Annotated in this window: 12 protein-coding genes; 8 read left to right on the forward strand and 4 right to left on the reverse strand. The window is 50.4% G+C overall.

Annotated features, from left to right (window positions below; translation table 11 throughout):
• Positions 1–92: 92 nt before the first annotated feature.
• Positions 93–983 (reverse strand): TIGR01777 family oxidoreductase, encoded by an 891-nt coding sequence (locus AAC007_RS01500; RefSeq protein WP_339674287.1) that lies wholly within the window; start codon positions 981–983, stop codon positions 93–95.
• Positions 984–1,500: 517 nt separating this feature from the next.
• On the opposite strand from AAC007_RS01500, the gene AAC007_RS01505 reads away from it, so the two are divergent.
• The 3 genes from AAC007_RS01505 (at position 1,501) to AAC007_RS01515 (ending at position 5,596) form a co-directional block, all read left to right on the forward strand.
• Positions 1,501–1,821, forward strand: coding sequence for a hypothetical protein (locus AAC007_RS01505; RefSeq protein WP_339674289.1), 321 nt, complete (start codon positions 1,501–1,503; stop codon positions 1,819–1,821).
• Positions 1,822–1,877: 56 nt separating this feature from the next.
• Positions 1,878–4,394 (forward strand): protein translocase subunit SecD, encoded by a 2,517-nt coding sequence (secD, locus tag AAC007_RS01510; protein ID WP_339674290.1) that lies wholly within the window; start codon positions 1,878–1,880, stop codon positions 4,392–4,394.
• 230 nt (positions 4,395–4,624) lie between these two features.
• On the forward strand, positions 4,625–5,596 hold the full coding sequence (locus AAC007_RS01515) for a calcium/sodium antiporter (RefSeq protein WP_339674291.1): 972 nt from the start codon (positions 4,625–4,627) through the stop codon (positions 5,594–5,596).
• Between the two features lie 112 nt (positions 5,597–5,708).
• On the opposite strand, the gene AAC007_RS01520 is transcribed toward AAC007_RS01515, so the two are convergent.
• On the reverse strand, positions 5,709–8,147 hold the full coding sequence (locus AAC007_RS01520; RefSeq protein WP_339674292.1) for a TIM-barrel domain-containing protein: 2,439 nt from the start codon (positions 8,145–8,147) through the stop codon (positions 5,709–5,711).
• 20 nt (positions 8,148–8,167) lie between these two features.
• On the reverse strand, positions 8,168–9,628 hold the full coding sequence (locus tag AAC007_RS01525; protein WP_339674293.1) for a GDSL-type esterase/lipase family protein: 1,461 nt from the start codon (positions 9,626–9,628) through the stop codon (positions 8,168–8,170).
• Positions 9,629–9,773: 145 nt separating this feature from the next.
• On the opposite strand from AAC007_RS01525, the gene AAC007_RS01530 reads away from it, so the two are divergent.
• The 5 genes from AAC007_RS01530 to AAC007_RS01550 all read left to right on the forward strand — a co-directional run bounded on the left by AAC007_RS01530 (position 9,774) and on the right by AAC007_RS01550 (position 16,557).
• Positions 9,774–10,439, forward strand: a complete 666-nt coding sequence (locus AAC007_RS01530) for a TetR/AcrR family transcriptional regulator (RefSeq protein ID WP_295877387.1) — start codon at positions 9,774–9,776, stop codon at positions 10,437–10,439.
• Positions 10,440–10,921: 482 nt separating this feature from the next.
• Positions 10,922–11,938, forward strand: coding sequence for a nucleoid-associated protein (locus AAC007_RS01535; protein ID WP_339674296.1), 1,017 nt, complete (start codon positions 10,922–10,924; stop codon positions 11,936–11,938).
• Between the two features lie 268 nt (positions 11,939–12,206).
• On the forward strand, positions 12,207–12,686 hold the full coding sequence (locus AAC007_RS01540; RefSeq protein WP_339674297.1) for a hypothetical protein: 480 nt from the start codon (positions 12,207–12,209) through the stop codon (positions 12,684–12,686).
• A 188-nt stretch (positions 12,687–12,874) separates the two neighbouring features.
• Entirely contained in the window at positions 12,875–13,978 is a 1,104-nt protein-coding gene (locus tag AAC007_RS01545; protein ID WP_339674299.1) for an acyltransferase, read from the forward strand.
• Between the two features lie 401 nt (positions 13,979–14,379).
• Positions 14,380–16,557 carry an FdhF/YdeP family oxidoreductase gene (locus tag AAC007_RS01550; protein ID WP_339674301.1) on the forward strand — a complete coding sequence of 726 codons (2,178 nt, stop codon included), beginning with the start codon at positions 14,380–14,382 and terminating at the stop codon, positions 16,555–16,557.
• Between the two features lie 41 nt (positions 16,558–16,598).
• Here AAC007_RS01550 and AAC007_RS01555 read toward each other — a convergent pair whose 3' ends face one another.
• A complete protein-coding gene (locus AAC007_RS01555) occupies positions 16,599–18,476 on the reverse strand; it encodes an N-acyl-D-glutamate deacylase (protein WP_339674302.1) in 1,878 nt (625 codons plus the stop codon).
• Positions 18,477–18,480 lie beyond the last annotated feature (4 nt).

Raw genomic sequence — 18,480 nt, forward strand, 5'->3', positions numbered from 1 at the left:
CTCGTTCTTGTAGTGCCCATAATCGCCCCAGTAATTGCTCTAGAATTTTGTAATTGCGTGTTCGTCCATAACCGACGGTCTTAGATACGTACTTAATTAAGTAAATTGATCAAGGCGGACTTTAATTTACTAAACTCAAAGCTAAACCCTCTATTCAACAAGGTCTGCGGCACTACTTTCTGGCTATCTAATAACAAGCTAGATGACTCACCGAGTAAGGCGTGTAAGACAAACCGTGGCATCGGAAAAATTGCTATACGGCGCAGGGATTTCGCAAGTGTCTGAGTAAATTCCTTGTTTTTCTCCGCGTTTGGAGCCACCAAATTAACCGGGCCGGAAATGCCTTTGTCCTTTAACAGGAAGTGCATCGCGGCAATATGATCGCGGTAGTGAATCCACGCCATGTATTGCTGGCCACTGCCTATAGGGCCGCCAAGACAAAGTTTAAATGGCAATAGCATTTTTGCTAATGCGCCACCCTGCTTCGCTAAAACAATACCTGTCCTCAATAACACTACCCGTGTGTACGGTTCGGCTTGCCGCGCAATACTTTCCCAGCGTATACACAGGCGTGTTGGGAAATCCCTTTCGGATACCGATGATTTTTCCGTTAAGGACTCATCTCCGCGATTGCCATACACGCCAATTGCCGAGCCACTTAAAAACACCGACGGTGGCGTCGCGCTTTTGGCAAACAAATCTACCAATTGTTGAGTTATCTCCCAGCGACTCTGACAGATAATATCCTTTTGCTCATCACGCCATCGCTTATCAACAATGGGTTCCCCCGCTAGGTTTATTACCGCATCAAATTCATTGAGATGTGGAAGCGTTGACAGGGATTCAATGCAGGTAACCGAGGAGGGCAATGTCGATTTTGCTCCCGCAGTCGACCTGGTGAGCACGGTGAATTGGCAATCCTTAGCGCTTTCAATAAACGCCGATCCGATTAAGCCAGTACCACCGGTTATTAATATATTCATCACATCCCTCAGTTAATAGACAAATAACTACCGCTGCTAGAGTAAGTTCTCAATGCAGCTTTCTAAATTGGCATCCACGCGACTATCGCTGCTAAGTTGGCGACAGTCGCGGCAGTGCCACTGACACCAAAACGCGTATTTTTTAACCGCGTCTCGTCGATCAAATTATGCTCTCTATACTTCTAAGCATTATCCTCATAAAGAACGACATTGGATTCCCTGGATTTGTTCGGGAGCTCTGCTGCCGCCGCAACGCTAAACCGTTGACTAAATAGATACGTCGAAAAGTCGGAATCAGATAATTCCAGGGCAGTAAATGGCAAATGTCACAGAGGCCTGTTGCCCCGCACCAGGCCACCGCGAATGTGAATTTTGACGCTTGGCACTATATAGCTAGAAACGGTGCTTGATTAACGCTTGATTCGCCCCAATAATCCGCGAACTGCAGACACTGTATATAGCCATCATGTTTAAGCCCCCAATAAGTACAAAACTGGATAAGCGCTCGGCGCCGAAGATGCTGGTTTGGCTTTTTGCACTTGTTGGTATGCTCGCCACCGGGGTTAATTTACAAGCCGCTGTGCTGGACACCGGCGAGCATGTTAATACCGCAGATTCGGCGCAAGTCTTTGTTTTTTCAAGTGGCAGTAGCTCCGCTCTTCTGTTTGAGCGCGATGACAGTGATCATCTCTTAGATACGCCAACAATAAATGCCTTTGTCAGCGTCAAGTGTCATTGGCAATTCCTTGGTCTGCTGAAAACGGCTAGTAGCTGGCTTCCTACGCTGCAGGCTGCGTTTCACCTGCGGCCACCATTGCGCGCACCACCGCTTAACTAATCCTCCTCATTTATCTGTAACGATATTTTTATTTCATTAATTTGGAAGGATTATTCATGAGACTCTTCTCAAAACGGGCGGTGATTTACTTGCTGCTTATACTTCTTGGTTTGTCCTGCGCGGTGCCAAACTTTTTGAATGGGCACACACAGACAAACTTACCTGCGTGGTTTACTCAAAACACATTGAAGCTTGGCCTGGATCTTCAGGGCGGCTCACATCTGCTGATGAGCGCAGATACTGCGCCACTTATCGATGGTGCACTGGAACGTGTATCGGAGCAGGTATTACTCCAGCTTCGAGAGAATAACATTGCCTACGCAAAGCCGAACACGGAAGGCGCAAGCTGGCATATTACCTTGCGCAACGCAGACAAGCGTGAGCAGGCGGCAGCGCTGGCAGCGACGAACAATAGAACCACCGAGGGCCTGAGAATGTTTAAGGTGTCTAGCACTGAAAACACCCTCAGCATCTCACTCACGGATGAATACATAAGCCAGATAAAGAAAGACGCGATAGACCGCAGTCTTGAAGTGGTTCGTAGGCGGCTAAATGAAAGCGGTTTGGTTGAGCCGAGTATTAGCAGGCAAGGTGACGATGGCATATTGATTCAAATGCCGGGTGTGAGCGATCCCGCTTATATCCGCCAGTTGCTTGGTACGACGGCGCAGATGTCTTTTCATTGGGTGGCTCGACCTCAGGCCGCAACGCCCACGGTATCGGTCCCGAGCAGCAAAGACCTGCAAAACTATACCCTAGAGAAACGGGTCGCCATGAAAGGGGAGCATATCAGCGATGCTAGTTTGGGCTTTCACCAAAACACCGGCGAGCCGGTGGTCACATTCTCGCTCGACGACGTTGGCGCCAAGCAGTTTGGCGAAATGACCCGCGCCAATATTGGTAGGGCTCTGGCCATCGTTCTTGATAATGATGTGATTACCGCGCCGGTAATTCAGAGCGTCATTGCCGGCGGCAGGGGTGAAATCACTGGGAACTTTAGCTCCGTTGAGGCGAGCAATCTCGCCCTGCTGCTTCGCGCCGGTGCGTTGCCTGCGCCCTTAACCGTTGTTGAGGAGCGCACTGTTGGACCGGACCTTGGTAGCGATGCTATTCAAATGGGCTTGTTTACCGGCGTGTTCGGCGCGGCCTTGGTGTTGATATTCATGACCGTAATTTACCGCGGCTGGGGTTTAATTGCCTGCTCGAGCTTGACCATTAATATTGGCTTGATCTTTGGCCTATTAAGTCTATTCAAGGCGACCCTCACACTGCCCGGTATCGCGGGTATTATTCTCACGATTGGTATGGCCGTTGACGCTAACATCCTAATTAATGAACGAATCCGAGAGGAGTCGGCACGCGGCAAACGGGCCATGGCAGCAATTAGCGCGGGCTTTGATAAAGCTTACGCAACGATTATCGATGCCAACGTAACCACCCTCATCGCGGTGGGTTTGCTGTTCATGTTTGGTAACGGGCCAATACGTGGCTTTGCGGTGACGATCGCCATCGGCTTGCTGACATCCATGTTTACGTCTATCGCGGTTACTCGGGTATTGATTCAATGGCATATACGAAACCGGCAAAGAGAGATCCTTTCCTTCTCTGGATTTGCGAGCTTGGATCGGCTTAGCAAGCGCAAGACTAACTTTATGGGTGGGCGCTTTTTGGGCTTGGCGCTGTCGGCGATACTGTCGCTGAGCTCGGTGGCGCTGTTTTTTGGGGTGGGTTTAAACTATGGGGTCGACTTCACTGGCGGCACCTTGGTGAATGTGAAAACCGAGCAACTGTCTGTGCAGGCTATGCGGAGCAATTTACTGGCCCATGATTTTGATCGCGCGGCGATCCAGGAGTTTGGCGACAAGGGGCAGTTTTTAGTTCGGCTGCCAGCACACAACGGTGACACGCAGCTAAATGCCAACGAGATTGATTTGTTAAAAAAATCAATTCTCAGTGAAGACCCATCTGCGACATTTCCACGGGTGGATATGGTCGGTCCTAAAATCAGTGGTGGCTTTGCCGACGCCGCTATACTCGCGGTGCTTTTGGCCGCTGGCGGTATGCTGGCGTATCTGTGGATTCGCTATGAGTCGCACTTTGCCGCCGCCGCCATCGCCACCATTGGTTTAGATATTACCAAAACCATCGGCTTTTTCGCCTTAACGGGCTTGGAGTTCAATTTAACCGCAGTGGCGGCGCTACTCGCGCTGATAGGCTATTCGATTAACGACAAAGTCGTTGTATTTGATCGCGTGCGTGAAGGACTTCGCGCAGATCCGAATGCCTCTCTCCTAAACGTACTCAATGATAGTATTTCGGCCACGCTGACACGGACGCTCTTCACCTCGGCAACCACCTTGTTGGCGATACTGCCAATGGCGGTAGCGGGCGGCGAGGCGGTGTCCAGTTTTGCCAAGCCTATGTTGTTCGGGATTATCATTGGCACGAGTTCATCAATTTTTATCGCGTCGCCAATCTTGTATTTTCTTGGTATTGGACGAGAACGAAAAGGTCTTAAGCAGTTGCGGCCTAGTGCCGAGGACGTTCGTCAATCCTTAGCGCATATTCCTTAGTTACTACGTGTGCTGCGCGGATACATTCGGTGCGGCACACTCCTTAGTATTGAACGTTTTAAGAAGCGAATTGCGCAAATACGGGTCCAAATTTAGATGGATTTCTACGCAAACGACATGAGATGCTGCCGACGAATTTGGCTTGCTTTATATAAGTCGGGCAACGTTCGCTGGCGAGATACCTCAGCAACTCAATATTATTTAACATTTATTTATAGGTAGTAAAAAAGATGACACTTGCACTATTGGCCATTATTGGTGGATTTGTGCTGCTTATTTGGAGCGCAAACCGTTTTGTTGAGGGCGCCGCTGCTACGGCTAAGCATCTCGGTATGCCCAGCTTACTCATTGGTATGGTGGTTGTCGGCTTCGGCACATCAGCACCTGAGATGGTGGTGTCCGCCATGGCGTCGCTAGACGGCAATCCGGACCTCGCGCTCGGCAACGCGATCGGATCAAACATAGTGAATATCGGCCTTATTCTTGGTATTACCGCTGTGCTAGCGCCGATCAGCGTCCACTCAAATATCGTGCGCAAAGAGCTGCCATTACTGACGCTGATTGGCGCTGTCGTTGGCTTTATACTGTGGGACGGCGCGCTAAGTCGCTTTGAATCATTGTTACTGCTTGGCGGATTTGTAGGGCTCGTGGGCTGGACCATTTTTATGGCCCTGCGGGCGCGAGGCGATAATTTAGAAGTCGAAACGGATCAGCTGCTAACAGCTCATGCAATGCCAATTAAAAAAGCCTTGCTTTGGTTGGTGCTAGGGTTAATTGCACTGATTATCAGCTCACGGATTCTGGTGTGGGGGGCGGTCACTGTCGCCCAAGCGCTCGGGGTAAGCGATTTAATTATTGGTCTGACGATTGTGGCCTTTGGTACGTCGCTACCAGAGCTAGCTGCGTCGATCATTGCTGTTCGTCGCGGCGAACACGATATTGCGATTGGCAATGTGGTGGGCTCAAATATGTTTAACCTATTGGCGGTTATTGGCATTGCCGGTTTGATAAATCCCGTTAGTGCATTCCCCGCCGAGATCATCAGCCGCGATTGGGCGACCATGATGTTGATGACCGTTGGGCTGCTAGTCATGACCTATAGCCTACATAAGGTGGGGCAGCTAAATCGGCTTAAGGGCGGCATCCTGCTGATGTCATTTGTGGCATACAACGCGTGGTTGTTGTTGACGGTGATGAGCTAGCTAGGATTCTGACTTATTAATACGCCGGTCAACGACGTCTCCTGAGCCACTAAAACTCACAGCTTGCAGCGCCGCCAGAGTGGGCGGCACTGGATCTTGTTTCAAGCTAAAGCTAGTTACAGCTTCCGGTATCCAGATTCACGGTTACAGGGTTGCCTGTGCTTAGGTTGTTAGCATCAATGGTCACAGTCTGGCTGGCGGCGCGGTAGCTCCAGGTGGGCGCGCTGCCGTTTACTGTGACTGTCTGTGGTTCTTCAATACCCTTAAAGCGCAGTTCCCAGCTGCGTGAATTCAACGCTCCGTTAAAGTTTTGTCCCTGAGCCGCTCCGATAGTGAGTGTGTGACAGGCACCGTTTGCTGACGACGATAAAGTTATCGGTGTCCAGCGATAAGCACCTTGTTTATAGGCAAAGCCGCGCCCTTCATCTTCATAGAGTTCGAAGTTGCCGTCGGCACCTGGCCAGACATTGATAATTAGATTGTCTTGCGGGCCATGGGCGCTAGTGGGTAGCTGCGGCTGCATGGGCAGAATAGCGCCCTTGCGCATGAATACGCCGTATTCTTCAAGCGGTACGCTGCGGCTGATTTTTCGCGGGCCGGTAAATTCTTCCCCAGTGAAGAAATCGACCCATTCGCCGGGTGGTATCCACACATCGATCATTGCTGGGTCGCCGGGCGCTGCCACCGTGGCGATGAGCATGTCGTTGCCGAGAGTGAATTGGCTGCTGTACTGATAGGCTTCTTCGCTTTCAGGCCATTGCAGGTACAGGGGGCGTGTCATTGGTAGGCCCGTGTCATGCGCTTTGCGACTGAGTGTGTAGAGCATTGGCACGAGTTGGCCGCGCAGACGCAGGAAGTCGCTGGCTACGGTTTCGGCCTTACCGGGATATTCCCAAGGTAGGCGGTCGCCGTGGTGAGAGTGCAGGCGAAGGATGGGCTGGAATGTACCAAGCTGTATCCAGCGCACGTACATGTCGTCGGGTAGATGCTGTCCGGTGTTGAGCCTGTTGGTGCAGTCACTGCCAGGAAGGGGCTCGCCCAGAAAGCTACCAATGTCATGTGAGACATAGGGCAGGCCGATGTTGCCTTCTGCTGCGGTCATTGCAGCTTGGGCCGCCATAAGCTCCCACGTGGAGCATGTGTCGCCGGTGAAGTGAATGCTGTAACGATGCTCTGCAAATGCGCCTATACCATTGTTATCGACGCCATCGAAACCATTCTGGAATGAGCCGCCTATGCGGGAAAAGGCCGGCCATCGGGAACCCATGTCTTCATGTTGTTTGGCATAGGCGGCATTAATCCAGGTGTCGGCGGAAAGACCTGGGGCCTGGGCACGCGAACCTTCGCAGCACCAGTCTAACCACCAGAAATCGATGCCGGTGGTTTCAATGGGCTCATGCAAATCAAAGTAGGCGTCGAGTTGCTCAGCCTCGGTCCAGTCGAATATGTAGCAGGGTGTTGAGGGGTCAGCCTGAATGATGCTGCAGGGTAGTTCGGCATCATCGGTCATCAGCTTGCCGGTTTGGGCGAATGTGTCTGGGTAGGCGGGGTCGGAGCCAGCAATAGATGGATGAACATTTAAGCCGACATCAATACCGCGTTCGTGCAGCCAGCTAACGAAACCATCTGGGTCGGGGAAAATGTTGCGGTTCCAATCCCAGCCATTCCAAGAGCAGGCATCGTTAATAGGCGCTTGAATCACAACGTTCCAGACCAGACAGCCCAGTGGCTGGTGTACCCGTTTCCAGTCGGTATCGATTGAAATAGTATCCAGAGGTACGCCATACGCGGAAAAGGATTCAACTTCGGTACGCCATTCGGCATCGGTGTAGGCCCACCATTTTGAAAACCAAACGCCTAGTGCTTTCTTAGGCAAGAGTGGGGCGGCACCGGTGAGGGTGCGCAAGTCGCTAAGACCCTGCACATAATCTAGACCGTAGCCGAACAGGTAGCCATCCTGATAAGTGCCGCCATCATTGGGGCGAACTTCAAAGCCGGGCGCTGTCTCTGTTAGCAATACAGTGTTGCTGTCGTTAAGTAGGTACCAGCCTTCGCGGCTCAGTATGCCTTCGTGCAATTCCTGCGGGTCTTTTTCGTTGTCGAGGCCTCGACGCCAGCCACCGAGGTTGCCGGGCTGAGGCGCGAATGACCAGTCGGGGTGGACTTCGATGACGTCACTGCCGCGCAGTACTTCAATCGCGAGATTGTTTGGTTTGAAGGAGCCTGTGTTTTGTTTGTAGCGAAGGGTCAGGGCGCTAGTTTTGACGATACGTACGCCGTCTTCGACACGCGTTGTGTAGTCAGCAGAGGCTGGTGGGCGTGTGCCGAGAGTCTGTGTGGGGCGGTCTTCAAACTGACCGTTCTCGGCATATTCCATGCGGACTAGGGTAGGTGAAATAACCGTGAAGCGTGCATTGCCTTCCTGAACGCTGCCGCTATTGGCAGTGTCTTGCTTGGCACTCGAGCCAGAGCTGCCGCCGCAGGCGGTGGTCAGCATGATCAGCAGGAATGCGGCGTATTTGATGATGTGCGTGGCTATGGTTTTCATCATTTATGGGCTCGTTGCAGTATTTAATATGCGTTGTCGGGGGTGCGGAATAAGTCGAGGTTCACGCACTCCGCCATGGCGGCGTAGCCTTCAGGGCTGGGGTGTAGGTTATCGCCGCTATTGTATTCAGCGGCGAGATAGCCGGGATTCTCAGGGTCTTCGAGGCAGGCGTCGAAATCGACGATGCCGTCGCTGAGTTCTTGTGTGCGTATCCATAAATTGACGGTATCACGACTGGCGCGGGCTTCAGCGGTGCCGTGCATCACATCGATGCCGATGGGCAGGTCGCCAATCAGTGGCATGCTATCTGTCACCGCGCCTTCAGCTGGCGGGATGGTGCCGAGGGTGATCTTCATGCCAGCGCGATGGATGTCTTCAATCAGCTCGATGTAACCGGCAATCATGTCTTCCGGGCTGGGCGCCGCGCCCGGTTTTGGGTTGCCAAAGTCATTGGTGCCGATCATCGCAAGCACATGGGTCGCGCCGGTAATGGCGAGGACGTCATAGTCCAGTCGGTCAAGCATGGCTACCCCAAATTGCGGCAGCCAGCCGTCATTCAATAATTCATTGCCACCTATGCCGGCATTGGCCACAGATATTGGCAAGCCAGCTTCGTGAATACGGCGCTGTAAGTGGTTGGGGTAGCGTTGGTCGGTCGAGGTCATGCGGGCAGGTTCGCCACTCAGAAACTCGGTCGTGGAGCCGGAGCCATCGGTAATGGAGTCGCCCACCGCAACTAGGGTGGTAACCTTTTTCGCCGCGGCTACTTCCAGAGCCTCGATGGCCAGAAAATTACTGGCGTAGCCGTCGGGGACTGCTTGAAACAGAGTGCCACTCGGGTCGGCGCTGTGATCACCGGGGAGGCTCATATAAAGGATTTCGTCTGCGCCCAAGTGGCGTGTGATCTGCAGCGTGATTGCAGGTGCGTAAAAGCTGATGCCGACACGCTCAAAGGCGCGAATCGGATAAGCAATGGCGTCGGTGACAACCGATCCTCCCGCCGGAATGGTGATACGGTTTTCGCCACCCACCGTCAGCAGACATTCGCTGTCAGGTATCAGCTCGGGGGCGCCGGGTGCGACTTCTTTTGCGATGTGAATATTCTCCAACGTGACAGGCAAGCTGGAGTAGCGATTGGACAGTTGCAGCCGCATGACTTCGCCATCCCAGTGTGGGGCAAAGAACTGACGAACTGTTAGTGCGGTAATAGGGTGGGTAATAAGGGCGTCGGTGGGTGCAGTGCGCCAGCTGGTGACCATGTGCTGGCCCGCAGGTATTGAATCTACCGTCGAGCAACGCGCTAGAGAATCAAATGATGTGTCGCTGGGGAGTGCGGTGTTAATGCTTGTGTTGCTTTGCTTATTGCCACCGCCGCAGGAGATTATGGCCAGACAGGTGCAAAGTGCCACGCAGGCTCTGCTAAGTCCATGTAAGGGAGCATATAAACGACAAACCACAGTGTGGCTTGCTAATAGATATGTCACGGACAGTGCTCCTGCGGGATATGTATTGGGTCTATATTGGTGTCTGTTTTTTTTATAATCGTGCAGTCATTAACTGACACTAGTCAGTGTCAAATATATATGTGATACTTCTTCGTGTCAAATATGTAGCTTTGAGCAAGTAGCCATGAGTTCTATGTCAACAAAATCAGCGCCGACACCACAGCGCAGCGGTAAGTACGCCGGCAAGGCAGCGAGTACTCGCCAGGCAGAACGCCGAAAAAAGCTACTATCCGCTGGTATCAAACTCATTGGTCGCGAAGGCTATGCCGCGACGAGTATCGATGCAGTTTGCCATGAAGCAGGGCTGACCAAGCGTTACTTTTATGAGTCCTTCACCAACAGCGATCAGTTGCTTGTTGAGGCCTATCGGACAGTGACGCAGGAATATCTGAGTACGATAATGCTGGCGACACGGCCTCACCTAAATGATTCCCGCGAGCTGGTGAGGGCCGGATTACAGCAAGCATTTGGGTTTGTAAAAGACAACCCTGATAAGGCGCGGCTCATAATGATTGAGGCTATGTCTGTTCGGAGTCAGCTGGGTCAGATGTATGGGAAAAGCTATAACGAGTTTGTGGAATTGCTGGTAGGGTTCACCAAGCCATTTTTACCCGATAGTGGATGCAGTGATACCTTGCTGGCTGTGATGGCGAAAGGTGCCGTTGGGGCAATAATTCATTTGTGCCAAGGCTGGATTGCGACTGGCTTCAAGCAACCGGTAGATGAATTAGTCGCAGGCACAGAACTTATCTTTAGCGGTATGGGTCGCGAGCTGGGGATACTGGTCTGAGCAGATGCACCTATCTTCAGCGTCGATCTATAGTTTTGCGTCGGGACGAGGACGGGAAAGTCCCCGCGAGAGTTTATGAGTCGGCGGTTTTAGATGAAATAAGGCCACTGCTGATTGTGGCCCTTGTTTAATGTAAAGCACCCCAAATCGACCTGTCGCCAGGGGTGTTGTTTAAAAATACAAACGTCTATTTAGTCTGCTGCCTTGCTTTGAGCAGTGCGGCCGAGTTTTCTCGCTGAGTCCCCATTTCTTCTATATCGACTTTGCTATTGTCTACTCTCAGAGCGAGCTATAAGTTGATTCCTTTCGCGCTCGTAGCTGTGACACAATGGCGCCCGCTATGTATTTTGTGAGCATCGCAAGCCCGATTAGGCTTAAATCGCGATTGTCTCTACCTCCTTGCGCAAAGCAAAGATTATCAATGGGCCTGGTTGACGCTGGCAGTAAATAGGCTTCATATATTTATAAGAATTGGAGTGGGTATGATAGATGTAAGTGCTGCGCGACTAATGAAGGTTGCGGTACATAGAGTAGGCAGCAAAGCGCATGACGAAGGGATTAGCTTGGCGGAGAGCGAATCTACGGTCAGTGAATCATTGGGTGAGCTATTTATAGATCACTATTTACTGCCGCTCTCAAAGCAGAAAAACATATATGACTTTTTTCATGAATCAGATATTTCCCTAAATGCCGTTGCCAATATTTCCGGCAAAATGTTCAGAGAAGAGGGCGAATTTATTGCCCAGACCCAGGCGTTGGCGAAGCATTTGTATGCCGTGTCTACCCATCAGAATATCTCGTCAGGTGATCTGCTTTTTTTGCTGTATTCTGGCGTTATGGTGAATGGCATTGAGTCGACCGTTCTCGCCGTGATGAAAATGGAGAACAAGGATAATTTTATAGAGATAAATGAAAACTCAGGGACTTTCGAGGTGTCTGAGCGATCAGGTGTCTCACTGAATAAAATTCAAAAAGGCGCGCTAATTTTGCCGGGTTCAGCGGGTGTTTTAGTCGTCGATAATCTTGGTCAAAAAACGAAATACTGGCTGGATACCTTTTTAAAGGTGACGCCAAGAGCAAGCTCGAAATCCTATGCAAAAATATGCGGATCTATTTTAAAGGGGGTCACGTCTAAAATAGAAGATTCCCAAGTAATCACCGAGCTCAACGAGGAAATTACAGAGAAGATTAACTCCTCAGACCTGATGTCGGTCGGCGAGATTAAAAGTTTATCATCCCGCTATATAGATTCAGAGGCGCTGGAAGAAGTGATGTCCGGTGTGGCCAGTAGCACCGGAATTGATATCTCTGATAATTATGAGATCAAGGCAAAAGATGTTGCGAGTCAAGCTAAGCCGATTACCAGCAGGGTTAGAGTGCGCGCTGGCGTTGGGATGATAATTAGTGACGCTAAGTATTCCGTATCGGGCATATCGATTAACGACAACAGCGACGGCTTTCAGGCTATTATCGATATAAAGTCGCGCAAAAAAGATTAATAGAGACCTTTGCACGAGCCGGAATTTTGTTCTCTGGCAAGAAAAAAGCGCACGAACCGTAGCGTAGCGGAGATCACGCACTTGTGCGAGTGACCAGCGGGAACGGTAAATGAGGGAGTTTATAGTTATAAATGACCGACTGAGTAGAGCCTGCCCCGCGAGCGGAGCGAGTGCTTTGGGTACGATTTTGCCAACAGTAGGCGCTATAGGCGACGAAGGCAGAGGGTAAAATAACTATCGTGCAAAGGTCTCTAGAGGAAAGCTGCAAATGCGTAAACTAATCCTTGTCACACTTGCTGTGTTGTTGATGACGGCATGCTCACAGCTTCCCAATACACAGGCGAGCTATGCTGGGCCAGTCGCCTATATTAACGATGCCAGCAGGAAAAAATCTGCCATTCGGATTTATTTCTACGAGTTGGCGATGGTAGATGGCAGGGACGTTTACGCTAGCTCAAGCTGTCATTACGACGGCGGTGGTAGCGAGCAGGTGGGTGTGAACGCGTGTTCCGCACGTCACACTGTGCCTGCAGGAGAACACACCCTGCGCATTCGAGCAGTTAACTACTTAACAGTGCCATTTTTCTCCCTGTTTAATGATCGTTATAAAGCAGAGGGCGATGTCACCGTAAACCTGGCCCGCGGGGTAGAGTATTTCGTGAGAGGAGAAATCTTTGATGACCGCGCCGCGGTGTGGATAGAAGATTCAAAAGGGAATCCAGTGTCTCGCCGAATTGAGACGAAATAAGCCGTAATATTTTGAATTGCATCGAAATTTTAACCACTTCGATTTATTTTTTGCATTTCGAGTTGACCCGTCGTCGGAGTAAAAAATACAATAATATCGAAAGGTTTCACGTTTTCTGGCGGGTCAAGAAACCGTGAAAATAGAGGGTCATTTCTAGGTGCAGTTCAACAATAATAAGGAATAAACTAATGCGCGACCTGCAGCTTGACGGCTTGCGCGGGGTAGCAGCACTTGGAGTGGTGATTTTTCATGCACACTACGGGCCTGCCTTGGATTGGATGTGGCGTTTCGTTGATCTATTCTTCGTGCTATCGGGTTTCCTGATTACTCGGATAATACTCGAAGCGCTTAGGCGGGATGTCTTCTCGCTGCGTAATTTCATGATGCGCCGCGTCCTTCGGATCTGGCCAGTTTACTACCTCACCCTAGTATTGTGTTTACTTGCCGCATCGGGGAGGGCTCTATTAACCGGAGAAATTGATCATTTTAGTGGCGCGGCATCCGCTCCGTTCTTCCTGCAGTATGTCCACCATTATTTCTCACCAGGACTTCATGCTGGTGAAGAGAACTTCATATTATGGTTTCACCATAGTTGGTCTATTGCTGTCGAAGAACAATTCTACTTGCTCATGCCTCTGCTGCTTATCGTATTTAAAACACGATTGCGTGTAGCCCTTGTTGTGATGTTGATGCTGATCCCGGTTGCCGTGTACTACCGTTCCAGCGGTGCATTCTTTTGGCTCTTGATTTCAAGAGTTGATGCTTTGTCCATTGGTGTTGCGCTGGCATTTTATTGGCACGCCAAGCGACATCGCTTTAAAAATAGTGCCGACGAAGTTACCTCTCACTCTCTTCAAGTCGAAATCCTTCCTTGGCACACAGCCATGGTTATCATCATCGGGCTCAGTCTCGTTGCGCAGAATGCATTGTCATTAGAGCTGTGCTCTCCCGGCTGGCGAAATGGTCTTTCTCTATTTGGTTACAATCTGTTGTTTGGCGCGACTGTATTGATACTGGTAGAAGGGTGGCTGCCACATCTCAATAAGGTGTTGTCGTCGAATCCATTGCTCTTCCTTGGATCTATCAGTTACGCCTTGTATGTATTTCATGTACCAATTCGAGGCGCCATATTGTTCATCACAAAGAACACCCACATCTCTGAATCTCCAATTTGGATTCAGGCTTTTTATTTCGGTTCAGCTATTACTGCCGCGTACCTTTCTAAGATCCTGCTCGAAGATCGTGTGGAGACGTATAAGCATCGGTTTCCGGTGGCTAGCCAATCCAAGTAAATCGTTTTTTTAACGGTAAATCCCGACATTAAATATTATTTCTCTTGCAGTCTTGTCACAATTTCTTGATAGATTCAAATGCCGTCATGATTGAGCGTCCACAACCAAGACCGGCCTGCGTCTACACGCTCGACAAGATGCTATACCGAAAAGTGGCCAGCCTCAGTTTTTTACTCTAAATAGACCAACAAGCTCATTCTATGGGTGAATCGCCAAGTTTGGCTCTTGCAATGCGTAATCGCTAAGCTAAGAATTATGTGATTCACTGATTGCGATTGAAAAGTATTTTAGCCGTGCCCCTCCTGCAGTATCCTTGGTTAATTGAAGCCGTATTTATTGTGTATTGTCATGCAATAGACCCGAGGACCTTATAGAGCGGTATCGGCTAGCTGGAGACAGAAATGAAATCGATTGTGGGAGGAGGGCCTAAGAAGCTTCTCTATACCTTGAAGACCGCGAATAAGATCGGTCTACTTAGTTCGGCTAAAGCCTTAAATTCGAGCAATGCCTGCAAGGCGTGTGGCTTGGGTATGGGTGGTCAGCGCGGAGGTATGATTAATGAGCTGGACGAATTCCCCTCGGTTTGTAATAAAAGTGTTCAAGCGCAATCCACCGATATTCAAAAGCCCATTCCCCCTGAAATATTTTCACATAGCCTAGATGAGTTTCGGGCTCTGTCCGCGTTCCAACTTGAACACTTGGGGCGCTTGGGTAAGCCAATTTACAAGGCGGCGGGCGAGCAACACTATCGCGAAGTGGACTGGGATTGGGCGCTGGATCACGCCGCCGCGGGTATGGCAAAGGTAGATCCCGACCGCAGTTTTTTCTATAGCTCAGGCCGCTCTTCAAATGAGGCGGGTTTTGTTCTGCAGCTGATGGCGCGGCTTTACGGCACCAATAATATTAGCAACTGCTCTTATTACTGCCACCAGGCGACCGGCGAAGCCTTGGGTAATACGGTTGGCACCGGTACGGCCACTGTTGAGCTTGATGATATCGCCCACTGTGATTTGTTTTTCTTGATCGGCGCAAATCCCGCCTCTAATCATCCGCGGCTACTCCATAAACTGATCGGCTTACGCCGTCGCGGTGGTACGGTAGTCGTGATCAATCCGCTGCGAGAGGCGGGTTTGGTGCAGTTTGCTGCGCCTAAAATGATCAGCTCTATGATCAAGGGCGGGGACGAAGTAGCGAGTATTTATTTGCAGCCAAAAATCGGCAGCGATATCGCTTTGTTCACGGCTATTGCCAAGGCGGTGATTGAGGAGGGAGGCTGCGCGCAGGCCTTTATTGCGCAGCATTGCAGCGGTTATACGGATTTTTTAAGTCACGTTGAATCTCAGTCCTGGGCTACATTGGTAGATCGCTGCGGTATTGCTAAAGAGCAGGTTTTGCAGGTCGCTGATATGTATATCAATTCCCAGAGCGCGATTTTTGCGTGGGGTATGGGTATGACTCACCATCGTCATGGCGTCGACAATATTGAATGGATTAGCAACCTCGCTTTACTGCGCGGTATGGTCGGCAAGGCTAATGCCGGCCTGCTGCCACTGCGCGGGCATAGCAATGTGCAAGGCATAGGAACGATTGGGGTTAAGCCGGTGCTGCCCAGTGAAGTCTTTGAGCGCATAGAAGCAACCTTTGGGGTGAGCTTGCCGAGTAAGAAAGGCATGCACACGCTGGAGTCGCTGGAGCGGGCTCATGAGGGAGGTATAGATGCGGCTCTCATTCTTGGCGGAAATTTATACGAAGCCACGCCAGACAGTAAGTGGGCTGCCAAGGCGCTGGATAATATTGGCCTGAAAATTTTCCTGACCACGACCCTCAACCGAGGCCATATCACCGGCGTCGACAGCGGCGAGGTGCTGGTGCTACCGGTTTGCGCGCGGGACGAAGAGCCAGAACCAACGACGCAAGAATCGATGTTTAACTATGTTCGTTTAAGTGATGGTGGTATTGAGCGTATTGCATCGGTTCGTTCAGAGGTGGCTATTCTTGCTGATATCGCCGCGAAACTGATACCGGCCAGTAAAATTAATTTCAGTGAATTTAAGCGTCATCAGCATGTTCGTGACGCCATCGCTAAGGTCGTTCCCGGTTTGGAAGAATTGGCTGATATTGACGTGGCCAAACGCGAATTCTATGTACACGGTCGGCTCAAGCACACGCCAGAGTTTAATACTGACGACGGAAAGGCCCGCTTTGTGGTTCCTCTGAGCGCGTTCGAATCAGGGTCGTCTCAGCGCCCCTTTACCATGATGACCATCCGCAGCGAAGGCCAGTTTAATTCCATTATCTACGAAGAGAATGACAGTTATCGCGGTGTTACAAATCGTTGGACGGTATTGCTGAATCAGCAAGACGCACTGGAGTTGGGGGTGAGTGAAGGCGCGACGGTCGATATCAGCTCTGACTACGGAGAAATGCGTGGTGTTGAGGTGAAGTTATTTAATCTGCCGCAGGGCTGCATTGCTGCGTATTACCCTGAAGCAAATGTATTGAGTTCGCGATTAACCGATCCGCGTTCACATACACCGCAGTTTAAGTCGATCGCGGTTTCGGTGTCGCGGTGTGAGTAACGCGGTGTTTATTCGCGATAGTTAATGCCCTGTATCGCGAGTTAAGCAGCAGACGCTCTAAGCAGCCTCCCCATGGGCTTGGTTTCAAGTTCAGTGCTAAAGGCGTCGTTTTCCCACGCGATATTCCCGCCAATCATTACCAGTGGTACCACGCCGTCAGATCGATTAACTAGTTGTTCGTGATTGTATTCATTGCGGTGCTGACGAATAACATTGGCTTCCCCGTCGTAATTAGCTAGCTGTTTAGGGTCTATCAAGATCAAATCAGCGACATCACCTTCGTTAATTGTGCCCGCCTTAACGCCAAATAAATCAGCGGCGTCTTTCGTCAAACGTTTTACGATATAGCTAATATCTTTGTCGCCGCCGCTTGATGCTAGCTTTAGGCTGCGCAGATTTACATCATAAAATGCCATATTGGTAAGGTGCGCACCGCAGTCGTTAAAACCGGGCATCAGCAGCGGGTTCATGAGTAGTTCGCGAATTGTGTCAGGGTTGCGATTCGCGGTGACCGTACTCCAGCTCAAATCGAGGTCAAAGCTTCGCAGTAATTGCAGCATAAAGTCGGCTTCATCACTGATCCAAAAGAAGTCCTTATTGATGATGCTCAGCTCCTGCTGACTAATGTCGCTGGGGATATTGCCGCGTTTAATATCAAGTATGCGATCCTGTACATACTGCATATTTAGGCCAACCCAGTGATCAATGGGGCAGCGTTCCACGGTCATATCGCTGAGTTTGCGGTTAAAGGCATAGTCTTCAATATTTAATCTGCGTTTTAACTTTGCCAGGCCCCAGCCCTGCTTTCCTTTTAGCCACATTGAACGAAAAGCGCTTATATATTCAGGGTCGTTGAGAATAGTAAGTCTGGCTTGACGATCTTCTAAATTCGTTTCGTTGAGTCTCCGTAGCTCCGGAATTTCTTCAGATAGCGGTGTGACTGCGCCGTCTGACCAGACTTTGAATGGCGCACCAAGCGCCTGTAAATGAAAGTCGCCTTGAATAAATTTGGAATTTAAAATCTTCGCTAGTAATTTGGCCAGACGGAGTAATCTCCAGTTATTGGCAACATCCAAGGCCGCAACGACGGTAGTTCGCAAGGGCTTTTTATGTAATCTACCGCTGGTAAGTAAAAAGGTTTTGATGGTGTTAATGGCGCTGTCCTTCGGTGGTGTCGCCTGCCATACCGCGCCGTGGTCGCGCACAACCTGGGTAAGCTTTTTAATCTCACCGTATTTGGCAAATTGGGTCGGTATGGTTTTCTCGCAATTAGGTTGATTTGCCAGGTAATGGAAGGGAAGCGCATCGGTTGAGAAGCCCGCGTAGCCAAGTTTGAGTGCGTCGCTAAGCTTAGCTTGCATGGTCTTTAGTTCGCTGTCGTTGGGATCGCGGCTGATGCTGTTGTCGAAACCCATGGCGTCAATCCGCAACATGGAGTGGGGCATTAGGGCGACGACATTTGGGCCAAGGTTAAGCTCTTCCAGGTGTTCCAAGTATGTCTTTGGCGAGTCCCAATGAACTTTTTCCGCGCAGCTGCGCAGAAAAGATTTGGGTAAATTCTCAACTCTAGCGAAGCAATCGACAATCGGGTCTATATCTCCGCTCCGTTGGTTGCCAAAGGCCAGACCTAAACTGCAGTTCGCAATGACCACGCTAGTTGTGCCGTGCCGAAGTGATTCGGGTAAGCCTGGTGAAAATTCCAGCTCCAGGTCGTAGTGGGTGTGGATGTCAAAAAAACCTGGCATTAGCCATTTGCCCTTGCCGTCAATAACGCGCGATGCATTGTCTGCGGCTAAGTCTTTACCTCGTGCGACAATTTTGCCGGCGGCGATGGCGATGTCTTCAATAATGGCGGGCTCCCCATTATTAAAAATCTTGGCGCCTTTTATCAGGGTATCGAATAGCGGTGATGAGCTCATGGAT

Origin of the sequence: uncultured Zhongshania sp., from assembly GCF_963975605.1 — a bacterium.
GTDB lineage: Bacteria > Pseudomonadota > Gammaproteobacteria > Pseudomonadales > Spongiibacteraceae > Spongiibacter > Spongiibacter aquimaris.

What these genes read in the sequence shown, in the direction of transcription:
- AAC007_RS01535 (WP_339674296.1), top strand. Translation starts at nt 10,922, where the DNA reads ATGATAGATGTAAGTGCTGCGCGACTAATGAAGGTTGCGGTACATAGA.
- AAC007_RS01540 (WP_339674297.1), top strand. Translation starts at nt 12,207, where the DNA reads ATGCGTAAACTAATCCTTGTCACACTTGCTGTGTTGTTGATGACGGCA.
- AAC007_RS01550 (WP_339674301.1), top strand. Translation starts at nt 14,380, where the DNA reads ATGAAATCGATTGTGGGAGGAGGGCCTAAGAAGCTTCTCTATACCTTG.
- AAC007_RS01545 (WP_339674299.1), top strand. Translation starts at nt 12,875, where the DNA reads ATGCGCGACCTGCAGCTTGACGGCTTGCGCGGGGTAGCAGCACTTGGA.
- AAC007_RS01530 (WP_295877387.1), top strand. Translation starts at nt 9,774, where the DNA reads ATGAGTTCTATGTCAACAAAATCAGCGCCGACACCACAGCGCAGCGGT.
- AAC007_RS01520 (WP_339674292.1), bottom strand. Translation starts at nt 8,147, where the DNA reads ATGATGAAAACCATAGCCACGCACATCATCAAATACGCCGCATTCCTG.
- AAC007_RS01555 (WP_339674302.1), bottom strand. Translation starts at nt 18,476, where the DNA reads ATGAGCTCATCACCGCTATTCGATACCCTGATAAAAGGCGCCAAGATT.
- AAC007_RS01515 (WP_339674291.1), top strand. Translation starts at nt 4,625, where the DNA reads ATGACACTTGCACTATTGGCCATTATTGGTGGATTTGTGCTGCTTATT.
- AAC007_RS01505 (WP_339674289.1), top strand. Translation starts at nt 1,501, where the DNA reads ATGCTGGTTTGGCTTTTTGCACTTGTTGGTATGCTCGCCACCGGGGTT.
- secD (WP_339674290.1), top strand. Translation starts at nt 1,878, where the DNA reads ATGAGACTCTTCTCAAAACGGGCGGTGATTTACTTGCTGCTTATACTT.
- AAC007_RS01500 (WP_339674287.1), bottom strand. Translation starts at nt 983, where the DNA reads ATGAATATATTAATAACCGGTGGTACTGGCTTAATCGGATCGGCGTTT.